The 18,353-nt window shown below is 44.2% G+C and carries 13 protein-coding genes; 11 read left to right on the top strand and 2 right to left on the bottom strand.

The window, feature by feature from the left end; translation table 11 throughout:
• Positions 1–9: 9 nt before the first annotated feature.
• From GUA98_RS13570 to GUA98_RS13535, 8 genes are all read left to right on the top strand, one after another.
• Positions 10–1,701, top strand: a complete 1,692-nt coding sequence (locus tag GUA98_RS13570) for a UvrD-helicase domain-containing protein (RefSeq protein ID WP_193723352.1) — start codon at positions 10–12, stop codon at positions 1,699–1,701.
• Between the two features lie 283 nt (positions 1,702–1,984).
• Positions 1,985–2,821: a DUF3883 domain-containing protein gene (locus tag GUA98_RS13565; RefSeq protein ID WP_193723351.1), complete on the top strand. Its 837-nt coding sequence runs from the start codon at positions 1,985–1,987 to the stop codon at positions 2,819–2,821.
• 421 nt (positions 2,822–3,242) lie between these two features.
• On the top strand, positions 3,243–4,427 hold the full coding sequence (locus GUA98_RS13560; RefSeq protein ID WP_227779613.1) for a restriction endonuclease PLD domain-containing protein: 1,185 nt from the start codon (positions 3,243–3,245) through the stop codon (positions 4,425–4,427).
• The gene (locus GUA98_RS13555; protein WP_193723349.1) at positions 4,424–6,283 is read left to right on the top strand and encodes a Z1 domain-containing protein; all 1,860 of its coding nucleotides are present in this window, start codon (positions 4,424–4,426) and stop codon (positions 6,281–6,283) included. The genes GUA98_RS13560 and GUA98_RS13555 overlap by 4 nt, the downstream gene beginning before the upstream one ends.
• A gap of 772 nt (positions 6,284–7,055) precedes the next feature.
• Positions 7,056–11,021 carry an endo-1,4-beta-xylanase gene (locus GUA98_RS13550; RefSeq protein WP_193723348.1) on the top strand — a complete coding sequence of 1,322 codons (3,966 nt, stop codon included), beginning with the start codon at positions 7,056–7,058 and terminating at the stop codon, positions 11,019–11,021.
• A 336-nt stretch (positions 11,022–11,357) separates the two neighbouring features.
• Positions 11,358–12,257 (top strand): sulfate adenylyltransferase subunit CysD, encoded by a 900-nt coding sequence (gene cysD / locus GUA98_RS13545; RefSeq protein WP_095288547.1) that lies wholly within the window; start codon positions 11,358–11,360, stop codon positions 12,255–12,257.
• A 1-nt stretch (position 12,258) separates the two neighbouring features.
• Positions 12,259–13,932, top strand: a complete 1,674-nt coding sequence (locus GUA98_RS13540; RefSeq protein ID WP_193723347.1) for a GTP-binding protein — start codon at positions 12,259–12,261, stop codon at positions 13,930–13,932.
• A gap of 5 nt (positions 13,933–13,937) precedes the next feature.
• Positions 13,938–14,099, top strand: coding sequence for a hypothetical protein (locus tag GUA98_RS13535; protein ID WP_193723346.1), 162 nt, complete (start codon positions 13,938–13,940; stop codon positions 14,097–14,099).
• Positions 14,100–14,149: 50 nt separating this feature from the next.
• On the opposite strand, the gene GUA98_RS13530 is transcribed toward GUA98_RS13535, so the two are convergent.
• Positions 14,150–14,356, bottom strand: a complete 207-nt coding sequence (locus tag GUA98_RS13530; RefSeq protein WP_153976946.1) for a DUF2536 family protein — start codon at positions 14,354–14,356, stop codon at positions 14,150–14,152.
• Positions 14,357–14,899: 543 nt separating this feature from the next.
• Here GUA98_RS13530 and GUA98_RS13525 point away from each other — a divergent pair.
• Together GUA98_RS13525 and GUA98_RS13520 are read left to right on the top strand one after the other, a co-directional pair.
• Positions 14,900–15,889 (top strand): tRNA dihydrouridine synthase, encoded by a 990-nt coding sequence (locus tag GUA98_RS13525; RefSeq protein ID WP_153976947.1) that lies wholly within the window; start codon positions 14,900–14,902, stop codon positions 15,887–15,889.
• Positions 15,890–16,059: 170 nt separating this feature from the next.
• Complete coding sequence (locus GUA98_RS13520) at positions 16,060–16,629, top strand: hypothetical protein (protein WP_153976948.1); 570 nt, start codon at positions 16,060–16,062, stop codon at positions 16,627–16,629.
• A gap of 219 nt (positions 16,630–16,848) precedes the next feature.
• Here the strand turns inward: GUA98_RS13520 and GUA98_RS30285 are convergent, their stop codons facing one another.
• A complete protein-coding gene (locus tag GUA98_RS30285; protein WP_354485870.1) occupies positions 16,849–16,923 on the bottom strand; it encodes a putative holin-like toxin in 75 nt (24 codons plus the stop codon).
• Positions 16,924–17,162: 239 nt separating this feature from the next.
• On the opposite strand from GUA98_RS30285, the gene GUA98_RS13515 reads away from it, so the two are divergent.
• Entirely contained in the window at positions 17,163–18,323 is a 1,161-nt protein-coding gene (locus GUA98_RS13515) for a cobalamin-independent methionine synthase II family protein (protein ID WP_193723345.1), read from the top strand.
• Positions 18,324–18,353 lie beyond the last annotated feature (30 nt).

Below are 18,353 nucleotides of genomic sequence, written 5' to 3'. Positions count from 1 at the left end.
TGATGATTCATGCTTCCTTTCTTTTGGAATCAGTTGGCTGAGGCTTGGGTTGAAAAACATTACAAGAAGAATGAACAACTTCAGAATCAGCACTGCTGGAACGAAATTATAAAAAATGGCACGTTGCTGGACGGGATTAAGCTGAGCCGGGAACAGCTTGCCGTCGTGCATACACAGGAGAGGCAACTTCTAATTAATGGTTCGGCAGGCAGCGGAAAAAGCATCACACTTTTAGGACGGATGTTTAAGGTGATGGCTGAACCCGAGCCGTCCCGTATTTTATATGTCTCTTTTAATCCAACACTAATGCAGGATGCCAATAAACGATGTATGCAGTCCCCCATATTCAGGGATTTAAAAGATGCACACACGATTCATTTTTATACGTATCATTTCATGGTCAGCAAACTCTTAAAAGAATCGGGGATCATAGAAGTCGAACATCTGGAGATGTCCACGCATAAGCTTGACAAATTTGATGATCTTGCCCAGCGCCGTTGCAAGAGTTTTACGGAGAAATACATTCAAACCCCAGAGTATGTACGACTTCCTACGGATAGAAAACTGTATAATACGCATTTTGACAGGTTTCTGCTGGAAGAGTTTTTATGGATGAAAGCAAACGGCTATGTAACGGAAGAGCTGTACTCAAACTGTGAGCGGGCAGGACGGGGGATTAACCCTCGTTTAACGAAGGAACAACGTTATACCGTATTTCAGATGTTTACGGCGTATCATCGGCACCGTGAAGAGACGTATGGGAAGGATTACGATCCGGAAGATTACGCACTTCTCCTGCTGAAGCATATGGATAGGTTGCCAGATGGATTAAAATATGATCATGTCTTTATTGATGAGGTTCAAGATTTGCAGCCGATGCAGTTAAAAAGCCTAGTGCTCCTGGCAAAGAAAAGTTTAACGCTATCCGGTGATTTAAAACAGCGCATTTATAAGCGAACGCCTTTTGCCTTTAAGGATTTGGGGATTGAAGTTGAGGGTAGGCGTACCCGCAGGCTGAAGATAAATTACCGTTCGACCAAGCAGATCATGAAGCTGGCAAGATCGATCCCTTTCCTGGATGCTGAAAATGACCGCGAGGATGATCTCGTGTTCGTACGTGAAGGCCCGAAACCGGAAATTCGGTACTACCAGACAACAGAAACCTTAAATCGGTACTTAGTCAGGGAGATTCATGCTCTTCGCTGTCAAAAAGAGGACTGCTCCATTGCGGTTATTCACAGGTATGATGGGGATCTCTGGAAAACCCAAAACTGTCGGACGCGAATGCGGTTGAACCGAGAGTTCGATGTCATTGGCGTTGAAAGCTACGGCAGACGGTTTAATTACTCCCAGCAACGGAAGCCTGTTTTTTTTACCGATGCCTTTGCGGTAAAGGGACTCGAGTTTGATTATGTGTTTATTTTGCATTTTGATTCTTCCCATTACCCCCGGAAATCGAAGATTGATGATCTGCTTAAGCGTTCAGGGAACGACAAATGGTCAAACAATTTTATACATGATGAAGATGCCATTTTTAATGAAGAGAGAAAGATTTTGTATGTCTCCTTATCCCGGGCAAAGGAAAAAGCGGTCTTGCTCTACACAGGGGAAACGGAGAAAAAAATATCTCCATTTGTTCGTTTGTTTCACGGCCCCGACTATGATGCGCATGGATTTACCAAATCACGTTATGCAAGGTAGCCGGATGTGATCCGGCTGCCTTTGCCTCTTATTTACTAAATCTATCTTATCCGCATCACGAGTAAATCTGCCTGAATAACGGAGGGTGTAATGTATTTATCAGTCATTTAGGTTTTTAAAATAGTCAAATATCTGTATTATTTTTAGAAATGTAACTTTAATAAAAATGCTCATATTCTATACTAAAAACCAATGATATTCCTTGATATATCATTAATGTAAAGCCATGCTCATTATCCATCTGATACTTGGGTCCCCCAAGCATATCTATTGAGGTGATTTTATGGGAGAAGACTGGTCGTTAAGTGAAGTTAATTTAATAATTTCAGATTATATTAGTATGCTGGTCGCAGAGTTAAGAGGTGAAGAGTACAATAAAACATTTCATGCTAAATTGTTGCAATCAAAGTTGTCAGCAAGATCAAGAGGATCAATAGAGTTTAAACATTGCAATATCAGTGCTGCTATGATTGAAAAAGGCCTGCCATATATTAATGGGTACAAGCCAAGAGGGAATTATCAAAATTTGGTATCCGAAATTATTGATCAATACTTAAATCTAAATACCGATGTGTTAGCTCTTTTTCAAAAAGAAGCACAAAAGATAAGTGTTTCAAGTACTGTAGAAGAAGGGCCAAGATTACTTGATTTGCTGGAAGACAGCCCTGCACACTCAAATAAAGATTTTAAAGTGAAAAGAAGTATTGGTAAGAAATATGATTTTGATGGTCAAGATAAAAAAAACAGAACTCTAGGTGATTTGGGAGAAAAGTTTGTCATTGAATACGAAAAAGCGAGATTAAAGTTTATAGGCCGAGAAGACCTGGCATCCCATATAAGTTGGGTTTCTATGGAATTAGGCGATGGAGAGGGTTATGATATAAAATCATATAATGCTGATGGCAGTGAACGTTATATTGAAGTTAAGACAACCAACTATGGGAAATGTACACAATTTTATTTCACAATAAACGAACTGCTCTTTTCAGAGAATAACAGGGAGAATTATTTTTTATATAGAGTATTTGATTTTTCAAAGAGAAAACGGCTGTTCATACTACAAGGTTCACTGTCAAGCATATGTTCTAATACTCCAACACATTTCCGGGGGTATTTTTAAATCTGCGGAGTAACAGACCTTTTTTTTAATTTCTACATCAAGTTATTCCTTGTACAATGTTTATATCTAATGTATTGGATAGATTGTGAGTAAGACTGCTGACCATAATATTGAATAAATGACTACTCTACTTAATCTCAAGTGGTCTTTACTTTATGCCGTATTGTCTTTCTTTTCACTAAGTCCTTTTTATATATTATTGATATAGTAGGAATAGTTTTGCCTATTTGATATAAGTCCATAGGTAATATTTCCTTTTGAAGGATGTATTAGAAGTTTGTCGAATTTTAGTTTTTTATCCAATTATACTAGAAAGAGCATGACTGCCACGGTTAAACGTAAGCACTTTTTTGCAAATAAGGGAGAGCAAAAACGATAACGAATGATGTGCACTTACGAAGCTATGAGACAGAAGACGTTTATGAAGAATCCCCCAATTCACCTCACTTTTATTAAGGGAGCAAACATAAAAATGCGATTACTATATTCAAATATCTTACCGCTGCGCCTGGAAGAGGGACAGCAATCGTTTATTGAGTATTTCAACGAAGCAGCTGCAAGCTGTGATTGTTTAGATATCGCGGTTGGCTATGTTTCAAAGGCATCTCTTGTGGAGTTGCAAAAAATCGTTGAAGATTGTGGGATCAGTCATGTATGCCTCAATATTGGCATGTACTACCTGGAAGGTATGCCTGAGGGTACTTACCATGCGGCTGTATTACTTAACGAGTCATGGAAGCGAGCGGGTGTAGGTGAGGTAAGGATTGTAAAAGCGTTCAAATATCACGGTAAGCTTTACACTTTTTATAAGAATGGGTGCCCAGTTGCAGGAATAGTTGGATCCAATAACCTGGGTGCTATAAAACTTGAAGCAACTAATCTGCGGCAATATGAAATCTCCACTGTTACTGAAATTCCCGAAGAAATCGAAGAAATATCAAAAATTATCAGCAAACTAAAGGAGCCAACCTGCTCCACCAACATTCAAGAGATAAAAGTCCCGCTCGTTCGTGAAATCAACAGTGCATTGGTAGATCAAGAGTTTGTAACAAAAATCACCTCGGACGAGGTGGCCGCTTATAGAAGAAATGTTACAGACCTCTCTTTTGAAATTCCTTTAAAGGTTCCTGTTAACCACGAAGATCCAATGATGCGAGGTTCCAACATCAATGTTTGTTATGCAAGCGGTCGTAAACGAGTATGGTGGGAAATCGAAATGGTGGTAAGTAAAGAAATTCGAGACCTCCCAGGCTATCCGGAGCATCAAGTACCCTTCATGGCAGTTACAGATGATGGATGGAAATTTAAAGCATGGACTTGCGGTCAAAACAATAAGAATCTCTACTCTAAAGATGATCTAAAAATTATGGGCCGCTGGGTAAAAGGCCGTCTTGTTGCTTCGGGTCTAGTAGATCCAGTAAATCAGGTTGAAGCTGATAGTGCATTTAAAGGACTGATAACCGAAGAAATACTTGAAAAATACGGTAGAAAAAGTATTACCCTTACCAAAACCGAAATGAAAACCGTTGATGAAGACGGTACAGAAATGGAAGTTTGGATGCTCTCGTTTTTGCCTAATACAGATGCAGAGGAGGTAACAAGTTGAAATATTTAGAATCCTATCTCCAGACTATAACGGATAGAGGGAACCTCCAGCTTGCAGAATCTATAAAAAAAACCGTAAATGATGTCGCACCTGCATACTTAGAGAAGTTTTCATTTTGCGACCATGAAATAGGTCTGCTGTTTGGCAATGTGCAGTCTGGAAAAACCGGTCAGATGTTTGGTATTATATCGGTTGCATCTGATTTGGGTTTTCCTGTGTTTATTATTTTAACAACCGATAATGTTGTACTTCAACAGCAGACAATTGATAGAGTTCGAGCAGATTTAAAAGAATACTGTGTTTGTGATGAATACGATTCGGAGATTTTTACACAAAACTGTTTGATGAAACCTACAATTATTGTATTGAAGAAAAATGTTAACACATTGAAGCAATGGTCTAATATCTTGGCATCGACCGGTTTTATGAAAGGAAATCCTCTGTTTATCATTGACGATGAAGCTGATGCAGCTTCTTTAAATACTTTAGTAAATAAAAATCTAAAATCTTCAATCAACAAGTATTTGGAAGAAATAAAAACAAAAGCGGCTTGCAGCATTTATCTTCAGGTAACCGGTACACCGCAATCTATACTTTTGCAAACGGTAGCTTCAGGTTGGCATCCCTATTTTACTTACTATTTTCGCCCCGGCGCTGGTTATCTTGGCGGTGATTTCTTCTTTCCAAAAGAAGGTGTATCGCCGTGTATAGCGATCACAGACACACTTGAAAATCCCTTAAAAACTGCAATTATTCATCATCTTGTGGCAACAGGTCAAATTTTTACATCCGATGGTAAGGTTTGTAATTTCTTGATTCATCCAAGTGTTCGCAAGGCAGTTCACACCCAATTTCAGATCGAAGTGGAGAAGGAACTTGAGTATTGCATGCAAAATATTGATGACCCTGCATTTATAAAAGAATTGAAGAATGTGTTTGATCGAAAGCATCCGCAGAAATTTAAACGCGCAGCCTTTAAAGAAGTTTATGCCAAAATAAAAGAACTCTTAATGGGCAACCGAATCGAGGTGCTAGTTATGAATGGATCTTCTGCGGTTACGAGTGATCAATATGAAACAGGTTCCAATATAGTAATTGGGGGGAATACATTGGGGAGAGGAGTTACATTCCCAGGGCTGCAGACGATTTATTATACACGTACTGCAAAAAAGCCGCAGGCAGATACGATGTGGCAGCATAGCCGTATGTTTGGATACGATCGTGATGAAGGCCTGATGCGAGTTTTTATTGACGAAAATCTATATAAACTATTTTCTGATATAAATGCGACAAATAATTCAATTATTTCCCAGGTGGAACGCGGTTTGAGCAACATTAAAATTTATTATCCAGAAGGCATTAATCCCACCAGAAAGAATGTGCTGGATAATAAAAAAGTGGGCATTATATCAGGCGGTACCAACTACTATCCATTTTCACCAGAGAACGACTCCATCGAAGAGTTGGATAAGCTTCTGACACCCTTTAGCGATACAGAGGACTATTATCAAGTAAACTTACGATTGATGATTCAAATACTAAGCCACATTACTTCTGATGTAGATTTCCGAATCAATTCTTTTGTGTCTATTATCAGCTCGTTATTATCCGAACAACCTTCGGCGCAGGGAGTTCTCATTGTTCGCAGAAATAGAAACGTTGCAAAAGGTACTGGTGCACTTTTGTCACCGAACGATTGGCAGCTGGGCGCTTCGATTCAGGATAAGTTTGTTTTGACTGTTTATAAAATGACAGGCGACAAAGGCTGGGGCGGAAGAAAACTGTGGGTACCGAATATCAAACTGCCGAGCAATATAGTGTACTATGATGTGAACGATGATAATTCGGAAGAGTAACTTGTTTTGTTTTCAAATTTAATTATTTTATATTCAATCGTCTTGAAGAGAAGGAGTAGGGAAAGTTATCAAAATCCTAACTCCCTTAAAAGTACACGTTGAAGTGTGAGTTTTTTTGGCGAATCTTTCACTGTTCAAGTAACCTGCGTTAGACTACCCCTTGAAGATACACACAACAGCGCATCTGTTGACGACTTGTTGACGAACACCGTCCACAAGTAACAATACAGGAACAAAAAGAGCAATACACCGCGGATAAAATCCTTATAAATCAAGGGGTTTATCCGACTAACACAGATCCTAACCCCCCCACATGCTCCCACATACTGTTAATGTGAAGTCAGTGGCGGTAACCACAGACTAAGGGATTATTTTCTGATACAAATATATTGGATTATCATATAACAGAAAACTCAAAGCTGAATTACCGAAAATATGTCGTATGTCTCTACGCAAAAGAAGACTAACATGTTACAAAGAAATGAAAGACGCTGGGAAGGAATTTATATCCAGCGTCTTTTTCTGTCTGTTACTTCTTATACTAGCTTCTCGAATTTAGTTGCCGAGGCCCGATCATCGGAACGAAAAGTATGTCCATACCCGTATCAGACTTGATATAGTCCTGAAATAATCTAGGATTCACCTTTAATTTGGAGTAAGAATTCTCTTCCATGAAGTGGTATTATCTGGTGAGAAAGGAGGTTGGTTACAGTAAATTATGTAAGCGCTTTACATGGTTTATAAAAAATTTGGTATGGGGGGAAGGCTTCGAATGAGGAAATCATTTAAGCAGGTCGTTTCCGGGTTACTCGCAGTGGCTCTGCTTCTTCCGGGCGGCTTGACGGCTTCGAAAGTTAGTGCAGCAGATCCAGCAGCATCGAATTCACAGATTGTCTATCAGGAAACATTCCAGAATGGTAAGGGCAAAGCAACTCAATCTGGTGGTGCCCAGCTGGAAGCTGTCACAGGCAAGTTGTTTGAGGGCAATGAGGATGGAGCAGCGCTAAAAGTCAGTAACCGATCCAAAAACTATGATGGCGTGGATCTTGCATTCACCGATCTTGGTTTGACCGATGGCCAAGAGTATTCTGTAACCGCTTCCGTCTATGTCGATACTGATATTAATCCACCTGCAGCTGGAAAAGCTGTCTTGGAGGTTGTAACCAATAAGGGCGTGTCTGGCTCGGAAGGATACTCGGCAATTAGCTCTTCCGACTTTATAGCTGGACAAGGGATTACGCTTTCTGCCCCTCTCTCCGTGAACAGTGTGGATAAGACAGCTCTGCGGATTAAATCCGATGATGCAGGGAAAGGTGTGCAATTCTATATCGGGGATATCACGATTACCCAGGAAGAAACCCCTGGTGAAACCGCACCAGAGATTGTGGATAAAACAGGAATCACTGCAGACTTTGAGAGCGGTCTGGATGGATTTAAAGCACGTAACGGCCGCGAAACGGTTGTCCTCTCCCAAGAGGATAATCATACACCTGATGGCAAGCAAAGTTTGCTTGTAACGACTACGGCGCAATATGATGCAGCCTTAGTTGATGCTGCAGGCAAAATGGCGAAGAATCACGAATATGAGCTATCTGCATGGGTGAAAATGGCACCAGGCGAGGCGCCTACAACGCTTCGTATTAGTGTTCAATACGCGGAGAGTGGCTATGCGAATGTTTCACAAAATGCAACGGTTACAGATCAAGATTGGGTACATCTAACAGGAAAGTATACACTCACGACGACTCCAAGCGTACTCAATGCGTATATTGAAACGGCAAATGACGATGGTGGGAACCGTACCTTCTTCCTGGATGATTTTGCTCTAAAATATGTGGGTCCTGTAACTGCTGCCCCTCCGATTCAAGAGGACCTTCCTGATCTGAAGGAGGTTTACAAGGATCATTTCCTGATCGGTAACATTGTTAATCCGGCGACCTTTGACGAGACCCGGCTCAAGCTGCTGACGAAGCATCATAATGTCGTCACGTTTGAGAATGATATGAAGCCGGATTATGCATACAACACGGACAGACAATTTGATTTCACCGCAGAAGATGCCCTTGTCCAAAGAGTACAGGATGCAGGCCTTGATCTGCACGGTCACGTGCTCGTATGGCATGCACAGTCTCCTACATGGCTGCATACGGCAGAAAACGGCGAACCTTTGAGCCGTGAAGAAGCTCTGGAGAACCTGAGAACACATGTTCAAACGGTCGTTGAACACTTTGGTGACAAAGTCATCTCCTGGGATGTTGTCAACGAAGCCATGAACGACAACCCGGCTAATCCGCAAGATTGGGAAAATGCATTGCGTAATTCCGGCTGGTTACAGGCCATCGGCCCTGACTATCTTGAGCAGGCATACCGTGCAGCCAAAGAAGTCATTGACGAGAATGGCTGGGATATCAAGCTTTACTACAATGACTACAACGATGACAACCAAAATAAATCTACAGCGATCTACAGCATGGTGAAAGAGATCAATGAGAATTACGCGAAAGATCACCCTGGTGAGAAACTGATTGATGGCATCGGCATGCAAGCCCACTACAATCTGGGTACGAGATTGGACAATGTGAAGATGTCACTCGAACGTTTCATTTCCTTGGGTGTGGAAGTCAGTGTTACTGAATTGGACATTATGGCAGGCACGAACTCTGCAATCACTGAAAAAGAAGCGAAGCAGCAGGCCTATCTGTATGCCTCATTGATGGATCTCTACAAGAAGAACAGCGAGCATATTCCGCGTGTGACCTTCTGGGGATTGAATGACAGTACGAGCTGGAGAGCCGAGCAAAATCCGACTTTGTTTGACAAGGATTTTCAAGCCAAAGAGGCGTTCTACGGGGTCGTTGATCCAGAGAAGTATCTGGCAGAACATCCACCCGAAGAGCTTGATTACAAGAAATCAAGTGCTTACTATGGGACACCATCCATTGATGGTTCTGTAGACAGCATATGGAGCAAAGCTCCTGAGTTGAAACTCGATACGAAGCAAATGGCGTGGTCCGGTGCAACAGGAACGGCAAGAGTACTGTGGGATGACGACAATCTCTATGTGCTCGCTCAAGTCAGAGACGATCAACTGAACAAGACCAATCCAAATGTATGGGAGCAGGATTCCGTCGAAGTATTTGTCGATGAAAATAACGGCAAAACGTCCAGCTTCCAGGATGATGATGGACAATACCGAGTGAACTTCGAGAACCTTGCTACCTTTAATCCTGCAGAAATTGCAGCAGGTTTCGAATCCAAAGTCTCTGTTTCCGGTACCAACTACACGGTCGAGATGAAAATTCCATTCAAAAAGGTGAAGCCTGCGAATAATGCCAAGATCGGCTTCGATGCGCAGATTAACGATGCCAAAGACGGCAACAGAATCAGCGTAAACGCATGGAATGATGCATCCGGTCAAGGTTACCAGGATACGTCCGTATTTGGTGAATTGACGCTCACGGGCAAACCTTCTCCAGGAGGAAACGACGGTGGAGGCAACAACAGTGGCGGGAATAATGGTGGCAGCAGTGGCGGATCGAACTCCGGTACTACTCCGCAGCCGCAACCACTGCTTCCAGGCAGCGACTCGGCAATTGTGCCTGTAGTGAAAGTCGAAAATGGAACAGCCACAGCAACCATTTCAAGCGACAGCCTGAATAAAGCGATTGAACAGGCTACTACAGGAGCAAATGGCAAGAAACAGGTTACCATCGAAGTGCCGAAGCAGGCAAATGCCCAATCCTATGTGGTGCAGCTGCCAACTTCAAACCTGCAGAGCAATAATAATGTTGAGTTTGTACTTAAGACAGAGCATGCAGCACTTCAAATTCCGTCCAACATGCTGTCTAACAATACTGAACAAGCGGATCAAGTCTCTATTCAGATTAGCAAAGTCTTGGCAGATCGCTTGAGTGCGGAAGTCCGAGCCAAAGTGGGCAGCCGTCCGGCGATCGACCTTAGTATCAAAGCTGGGGACCGTGTGCTGGCCTGGAATAATCCAGCAGCGCCTGTAACGGTATCAGTGCCGTACACACCTGCTGGCCAAGAACTTGCCAATGCACATCAACTGGTGATCCTGAATATTGACAGTCAAGGAAAGGCAGCAGTTGTGCCGAACGGACGATACGATGCTAAAACCGGATCGGTTGTGTTCAATACAACAGAATTCAGCACGTATGCCGTAGCCTACGTAACCAAGTCTTTTGCTGATGTACAGCATGTCCTGTGGGCAAAAGAAGCCGTTGAAGCAATGGCGGCGCGCGATATTATTAAAGGCATTTCGGATGAGAGCTTCGCTCCTTCAGCTTCCATCACGAGAGCTGACTTTATCACCCTGCTGGTGAGAGCCCTTGAATTGAAGGGCCTGGGCACGACCACGGCAGCCTTCAGCGATGTACAGCCTACTGCTTACTATGCACAGGCCGTGGCCATTGCCAAGGAGCTGGGAATCGCCTCTGGATTTGAAGACAACACGTTCAAACCAGGCAGCAGCATTTCCCGTCAAGACATGATGGTTCTTACAGCGAAAGCCCTGAAAGCAGCAGGTAAGCCATCTGTCGGCAGCGGAAATCTGGCTTCGTATTCCGATGCTGCGAGTATTTCTACTTATGCGGTGGATAGCGTAACTTCCCTCGTAGAAAGCGGAATCGTCAACGGAAAAGGTGGCAAAATCGCACCAACTGAATCATTGACCCGTGCTGAAGCAGCGGTGATTCTGTCCCGCATCTGGAACATGTAAGTGATTGTAAAGGACATTTTGAAATAACGAGGCAACTCATTAAAGCTGCTGTCTGTACTTTACAGACGGCAGCTTTTTTCAAATCCCATGGCCTTCTCGATCATAATTGTAATATAGATCGTTAACCAACCGTTTCCATTTGCAGCTCAACAAAAATCATTCGTTTAGGCGATTTTATGATAGGAGGGAGCCGCTACTCCATGCTGAATATTGTCGATCCAACACATAGACATCATAAATTTTACTTTTTTCCACTTTGCAATAAAGATGGAATCTGATAGGATAAGTTTATAAATACGATGGTTTTAGTGAGGATTAAAAGGAGGCCGCCTTGCCATGCAAGAACTAACACATCTGGATCAACTTGAGGCTGAAGCGATATACATTATCAGAGAAGTAGCAGCGGAGTGCGAGAAACCGGTCATGTTGTATTCCATCGGCAAGGACAGCTCGGTCATGCTGCACTTGGCCCTAAAGGCTTTTTACCCCGAGAAGCCGCCGTTCCCATTCATGCATATCGATACGACCTGGAAATTTAAGGAAATGATAGAGTTCCGCGACCGAAAGGCGAAGGAATTTGGTATCGAGATGATCGTGCACTCTAATGAAGAGGCTATTCAACAAGGAATCAACCCTTTCGACCATGGTTCCGCATATACCGACATTATGAAAACCACAGCCCTGAAGCAGGGATTGGATAAATACGGATTCACGGTTGCGTTCGGTGGCGGAAGACGTGATGAGGAGAAGTCGCGTGCGAAGGAGCGGATTTTCTCGTTCCGGAACAAGAACCACTCGTGGGACCCGAAGAACCAGCGTCCGGAGATGTGGAAGCTGTTCAACACGCGAATCAACAAGGGAGAGAGCATTCGAGTTTTTCCGCTGTCTAACTGGACTGAGAAGGATATCTGGCAATACATTCGTCGGGAGAACATCGATATCGTTCCGCTGTACTCCGCCGACGTAAGACCGATCGTTAATCGTGACGGGCATATCATCATGGTGGATGACGAGCGGATGAAGCTTGAGCCTGGAGAGAAGATCGAGATGAAGAAGATTCGCTTCCGCACCTTGGGTTGTTACCCGCTCACGGGCGGAGTCGAGTCCGATGCTGTTACGCTGGACGAGATCATTGAGGAGACATTGGGTGCGTTATCCTCCGAACGGACCAGTCGGGTTATCGATCAAGAAGCAGCGGGAAGCATGGAACGACGCAAACGGGAGGGCTATTTCTAACATGAAGAGTCTACTTAAATTCATTACCTGCGGAAGTGTGGATGACGGCAAGTCCACGCTGATCGGACATATGCTCTATGACGCCAAGCTGCTGTTCGCCGATCAAGAGCGCGCGCTTGAGCTCGATAGTCGATTGGGAAGCCGAGGCGGCAAGATCGACTACTCGCTGCTCCTTGATGGTTTGCTGGCCGAACGTGAACAAGGGATTACCATTGATGTGGCTTATCGTTATTTTACGACGTCTCATCGTTCCTTCATCGTGGCTGACACACCGGGACACGAAGAGTATACGCGCAACATGGCTGTAGGTGCTTCCTTTGCCGATCTAGCCATCATTCTGGTGGACGCTACCAAAGGCATCATTACCCAAACCAAACGCCATGCCCGGATCTGCGCCCTGATGGGGATCAAGCATCTCGTATTGGCTGTGAACAAGATGGATCTGGTTGGCTTTGATCAGGGGACGTTCGAGGCGATCAAGGAAGAGTTCATCCAAACGACGGCCGAATTCCAAATCAAGAGCATTCAGGTCATTCCCGTGTCCGCTACGGAAGGGGACAACATCACAACTAAGTCGCCAAATAGCCCATGGTACGAAGGGTTAGCTTTATTGCCTTATTTGGAAAATATAGATGTTCATACTACCGATGATACGAAGCCTTTCATGATGCCGGTTCAGCGTGTAAGCAGACCGGACCATACGTTCCGTGGGTTCCAGGGCCAGATCGAGGCTGGAAAGGTTTCGGTCGGAGACGAACTCATGACGCTGCCAAGTCGGGAAAAAGCAAAGGTTAAGCGGATTTTGGTGACGGACCAAGCTCAGGATTCGGCTTATGCTGGCCAACCGGTTACGATACAACTGGACCGCGAAGTTGATGTCTCGAGGGGTTGCGTGCTCACGACGGACAATCAAGTCCAAGAAGCTGACAGCTTCGCTTCTACGATCCTGTGGATGGACGATTCCGTCCTGACTCCAGGCAAGCATTATTGGGTCAAGGTCGGAACGAAGACTCTTCCGGGCACTGTAACGGCAATTACCCATAAAATTGACATTAACACGGGCCAGACCGTTCCGGCGGATCAGATTGTTAAGAACGAATTGGCCAAGTGTGAATTCACGCTGTCGGATCAGATCGTCTTCGATTCCTTTGAGCACAATAAGAGCATCGGAGGTTTTATCCTCATTGATCGTGTCACCAACATGACGTCCGCTTGCGGAGTCATCGATCAAGCGCTGAAGGGAGACAGCCGATTTGCCACGCTGGATACGGGGATCACGAGAGAAGTTCGCGCCCAGCAGAAAGGACAATCGCCGCTCACAGTCTGGTTTGCTGGCTCGGATACGGTAGCTCTCGCCAAGGAAGTGGAGAAGCGACTGGTGTCATCCGGTTACCATACGATGCTGCTTGAGAGCGTCAGTGGAGAAACGCTCCGCGGAACGGCGGAGATGGCAAAGGTGTTGAACGACGCCGGCCTGATCTCACTGGTATCCCATGATTCGATCAATGCGGGCGAACTTGAGACAGCTCGCGAGATCATTGGGGGCAAAGGATTTATCGAAGTTAACGCAGATGAGATCGGCGGAATTTCCATCCAGGATGCCGCAAAATCCGTGGTTAAACGAGTCGTGCAATCCGTTATTGATCACAGTCCTTCGAATAACTACGACATTTAATAAGCATGTCAGAAACAGCGGTTGCCGATCAGGCAGCCGCTTGTTTGCTTAAGATTAATGAGCAGTTAAAAGTGTTGGGGATTTCTTATGTAAGAGACGGTATGAAAAAATATAAAGCACAAGTTTGCAAAAAGTATGATCACAAAACAAAGCAAAAACCGGATTGAATATAGATCAATCCGGTTTCTGCTGTTCCCATTTATTTACCTGTACTCCATCAATCAACGGCAAAATGCACAACGGCACTATATAACATCTTGTTGTGAATGGGGTGGTACGTCACTTGATGCTGAACCTGCTTCACTCGCAGCATCAGCGCTTTGTTGATTCCGATTCGGTCTTCAATCGTACGTTCCAGTTCTTTGAAGTCATAAGCCTGCAGGCATTCGACTTTGTCTTTGATCATATCCAATGAAATTTCCATGTTTGATTCAGGCCACCTTTATGTCACGATTTGCAGGTAGAAAAGCCTGCCGAGCTTTAATTGTAGAGGAGCTTATTCGGTTCGGCAAGAGCGGACATCGAGAATCATTAGAACGATGGAGGCGTTTTGATTTCTATACTGGGGGAGACAATGCAGGGGTTGAGTTAGGCTCTGAGACATGACGAATAAACTGGTGCTGAAAATCAGCTTGAGACGTGATAAAATTAGAGAAAGGACAAATGGAGGAAGGGGTAACCCGGATCCAAGTTCCATTGGGTAAGTAGCCAAGAGGGGCATCGCCCCTCTTTTTTATGCGGCCATGAAAAAACTTTGCGTCTGTTCAGATTAAAATGTATTCGTTTGGACGCGGCTTTAACATATAATGCTGTTTGAACTACGCTGCGGTAACATGGTATAAGTGAAGATGGTGTAATTGAAGAAGAAGCAGTAACATTCGTACCCAATGGATGAACTAGGGAATGAACAGATATTTACTATTCTCGGGGCCATGTTGGTCCCGGTATATATAGAGGAGTTTTTAAGATGAAAGACAATTTTTGGCGTGAATTGCCACGACCATTTTTTATATTGGCACCGATGGAAGATGTAACGGATGTTGTGTTTCGCCATGTTGTGAGTGCAGCGGCCAGACCGGATGTATTTTTTACGGAGTTTGCGAATACGGAGAGTTACTGTCACCCGGAGGGGAACAAAAGTGTACGCGGGCGTTTGACGTTTACAGAGGATGAACAGCCCATGGTAGCTCATATCTGGGGAGATAAGCCGGAATTCTTCAGGGAAATGAGCATCGGTATGGCGAAAGAAGGCTTTAAAGGCATCGACATCAACATGGGTTGTCCTGTAGCCAATGTGGCGGAGAACGGGAAGGGCAGCGGGCTGATCTGTCGTCCTGAAACGGCTGCGGAAATTATCCAGGCTGCGAAAGCCGGGGGACTGCCCGTAAGTGTAAAAACAAGACTTGGTTTCACTGAAGTGGACGAATGGCGCGACTGGTTGACCCATATTTTGAAACAAGACATCGTGAATCTCTCGATTCATCTGCGCACAAGAGAAGAAATGAGCAAGGTAGATGCTCACTGGGAACTGATTCCGGAGATTAAAAAACTTCGTGATGAGGTAGCACCCAATACGCTGCTGACCATTAATGGGGATATTCCTGATCGTCAGACTGGGTTGAAGCTCGCTGAGCAATATGGTGTGGATGGCATTATGATTGGGCGTGGTATTTTCCAGAACCCGTTTGCTTTTGAAAAAAAGCCGAAGGAACACACCAGCGAAGAACTGCTTGGTTTGCTGCGGCTTCATCTTGATCTCTATGATCAATATTCCGCACAGGAGCCGCGTTCGTTCAGCCCGCTTGCTCGCTTCTTCAAAATCTATGTTCGTGGATTCCGCGGGGCAAGTGAACTTAGAAACAGCTTAATGAACGCCAAATCCACAAAAGAGGTGCGCACGCTGCTAGATGAGTTTGGAAGCAAGAATCATGATGAGGTTGAGGTACAAGGAAATTAAGATGCAGTAGGTTGGCGTAACAATAGACTAACCTTGGGAAAACATGGCCGACTTGGCTGTGTTTTTTCTTTTGAAGACCAATCATAGAGGATAAGCACAGGTTATTGTATGATGGATTGTAGAGAAGCCACCTAAAAGTTGGTTATGAATATTGAACAAGGGAGAAATCAATGTCCTGGAGTAAATTGAAGCAAAATCTAGAGAGTTTCCTCTGTCCAGCATTAGTAGGAAGGGTGGAATACCGATCAACCAGCTATCGCTATTCATCTGATCGACCAGGAAACTGTTACCTTGCCGTAGATAAGAAGAACATACTCAATATGAGTGACTCAACAACCCCAATCCGCTGGTACCAGACGGAGCAGGAGATCAAGAACGATCCGAATATTGAAATTCCTGTGGATGATGAAGAGATTGAAGCGATTCGAAAAGAGAGCAAAGGAGCCATTCCAGAGGATCGCCTGCACGTCATTGCAAGAAGCAGAAAAATCTCTGTCCTGGCCAAAGAGCTTTTGTCAGCTCAGTCATCATTAAGCAAATCCAATTTTACGGCTGCAGCGACTACGTTTTTATCAAGACCTATTGAAGAAAGTTTGGAGAGTCAAGATATCTTGCTGAACATTCTGGCTTTGGTAGACAGACGCGTTGGCAAAAAACGAATTTTGAACATGTCCGAGAAGATCAAGTTAAAGCATCCAGCCGTGCAATATTTTTATGAAATTCGGCGTAGGACGTTGTGAATTAGTTGAGAGTTAGATGTTTATCATTTTTATTCTACGCTTGTTAAGTCTTGAATTGAATTCCTCATTCGTCATGTTATAATAAGGGCATGAACAGCTTATAATGCAAAGAGAGCCGTGCGTCAACACGACTCTCCGCGCAATAGCCGCTTTTAAGGGCGGTGGGCTTAACAAGAGGATGTACGTCAAGTAGACCGCAACCTTTGCTCGGGGGGCGGTCTACTTGTGTTTATTGGACAGCAGCGCTACAATCAGCGAACCGAAGGTAAGCATCAGCATAATCGCTTCAAACACTGTCACAAGGCATCACCTCCCTTCCGGGAGATTAGCCGACCGCCCATATCAGCCTTTCTATTACTATCCGATTATACCATAATCTTCATTTCTCTCGATGGGCATTCAAAGTAAACAGGTAGTAAAAGATAATTGGTTTTGCTATAGCTTTTAGCTATAACTAGTTATCTTCTTTTGGTTATTCTTCTAACTCCTTTCCGCGTGCTATGATAGCCCTATACAACGAGGGGGTTATTTACATGACTGATAAGTTCCAGATCGTAGGAAGTTTGTTGCGGCCCGAAGAGCTGCTGACATATAAAACGCAAATTGAGCATCGTGATGATATCCAATATCCATTCTATGAAAACTTTGAAGGATATGCCGAGTGCGAGACTGCAGCGGTGAAAGAGGTCGTACAAAAGGAAATCGAGCACAACCTGTCGGTTGTTACGGATGGCGAGTTCACCAAGTCGATGTGGCATCTGGACTTTGTCTGGGGCTTTGACGGAATCGAACGCTATATTGCGGACCACGGTTACTTTTTCCGGGATGTGGATGGAACATCCAAATATGAAACTCGCAAAGATATCGGATTGCGCATTACAGGTGAACTGAGCGGTAAGAACCATCACTTCATTCAACTGTTCAAACAGCTGCAGGATACGGCAGGCGATCAGCAAACAAAACTTTGCGTACCGTCTCCTTCCCATATCTTCGGTGAGCTGTCCTGGTCGGATAACATCGGCGGTACGGATGCTGTATATCAGAACAAACAGGAGCTCAAAGCGGGTCTTGAGAAGGCCTATAAAGAATTCGTAGCGGAATTCGCTGCGGCTGGCGGCAAAATTCTGCAATTCGACGACTGCCTCTGGGAGCTGTTTGCAGACGATAACCCGAACTCTCCATTTACCGGCGAGCACATTGATCAAGAGGAAGTAAAGGGTCTCGCTGCTGAATTTATTGAGATTAACAATAACGTAATTGACTTCGGTCACAGCCTGGGATTGAAAATGTGGACACATAACTGCCGCGGTAACTACGATTCCCGCAATATGGGTGGTGGGTCTTATGCGAAGATCGCCAACCTGTTCCTGAAACAGTTGAAATATGACCGTTTCTTCCTGGAATGGGATGATGACCGTGCAGGTTCGATCGAAGCGCTGGAAGTGTTCAAGGACAGACCGGAAACGGAAATTGTTCTCGGCCTGCTGTCTTCCAAAACAAGTACACTCGATGATGAAGCACGCGTCATCCGTTTGCTTGACGAAGCATCCAAAATCATTGATAAGGATCGTCTGCTGCTCTCCCATCAATGTGGGTTCGCCTCCTGCGATGGCGGTAATGAGCTGAGCGAAGCTCAGCAATGGGCGAAGATCGACCAAGGTCAACGCATTGCGAAGCAGTACTGGAATAACTAATTTAATAGAAGCACTATTTTAGATAAAAGG

It is taken from the genome of Paenibacillus sp. P13VS (genome assembly GCF_015143645.1).
Lineage (GTDB): Bacteria > Bacillota > Bacilli > Paenibacillales > Paenibacillaceae > Paenibacillus > Paenibacillus xylanilyticus_A.
The sequence above is the reverse complement of the archived record's forward strand: the minus strand, read 5'-3'. Positions and strand labels throughout refer to the sequence as shown.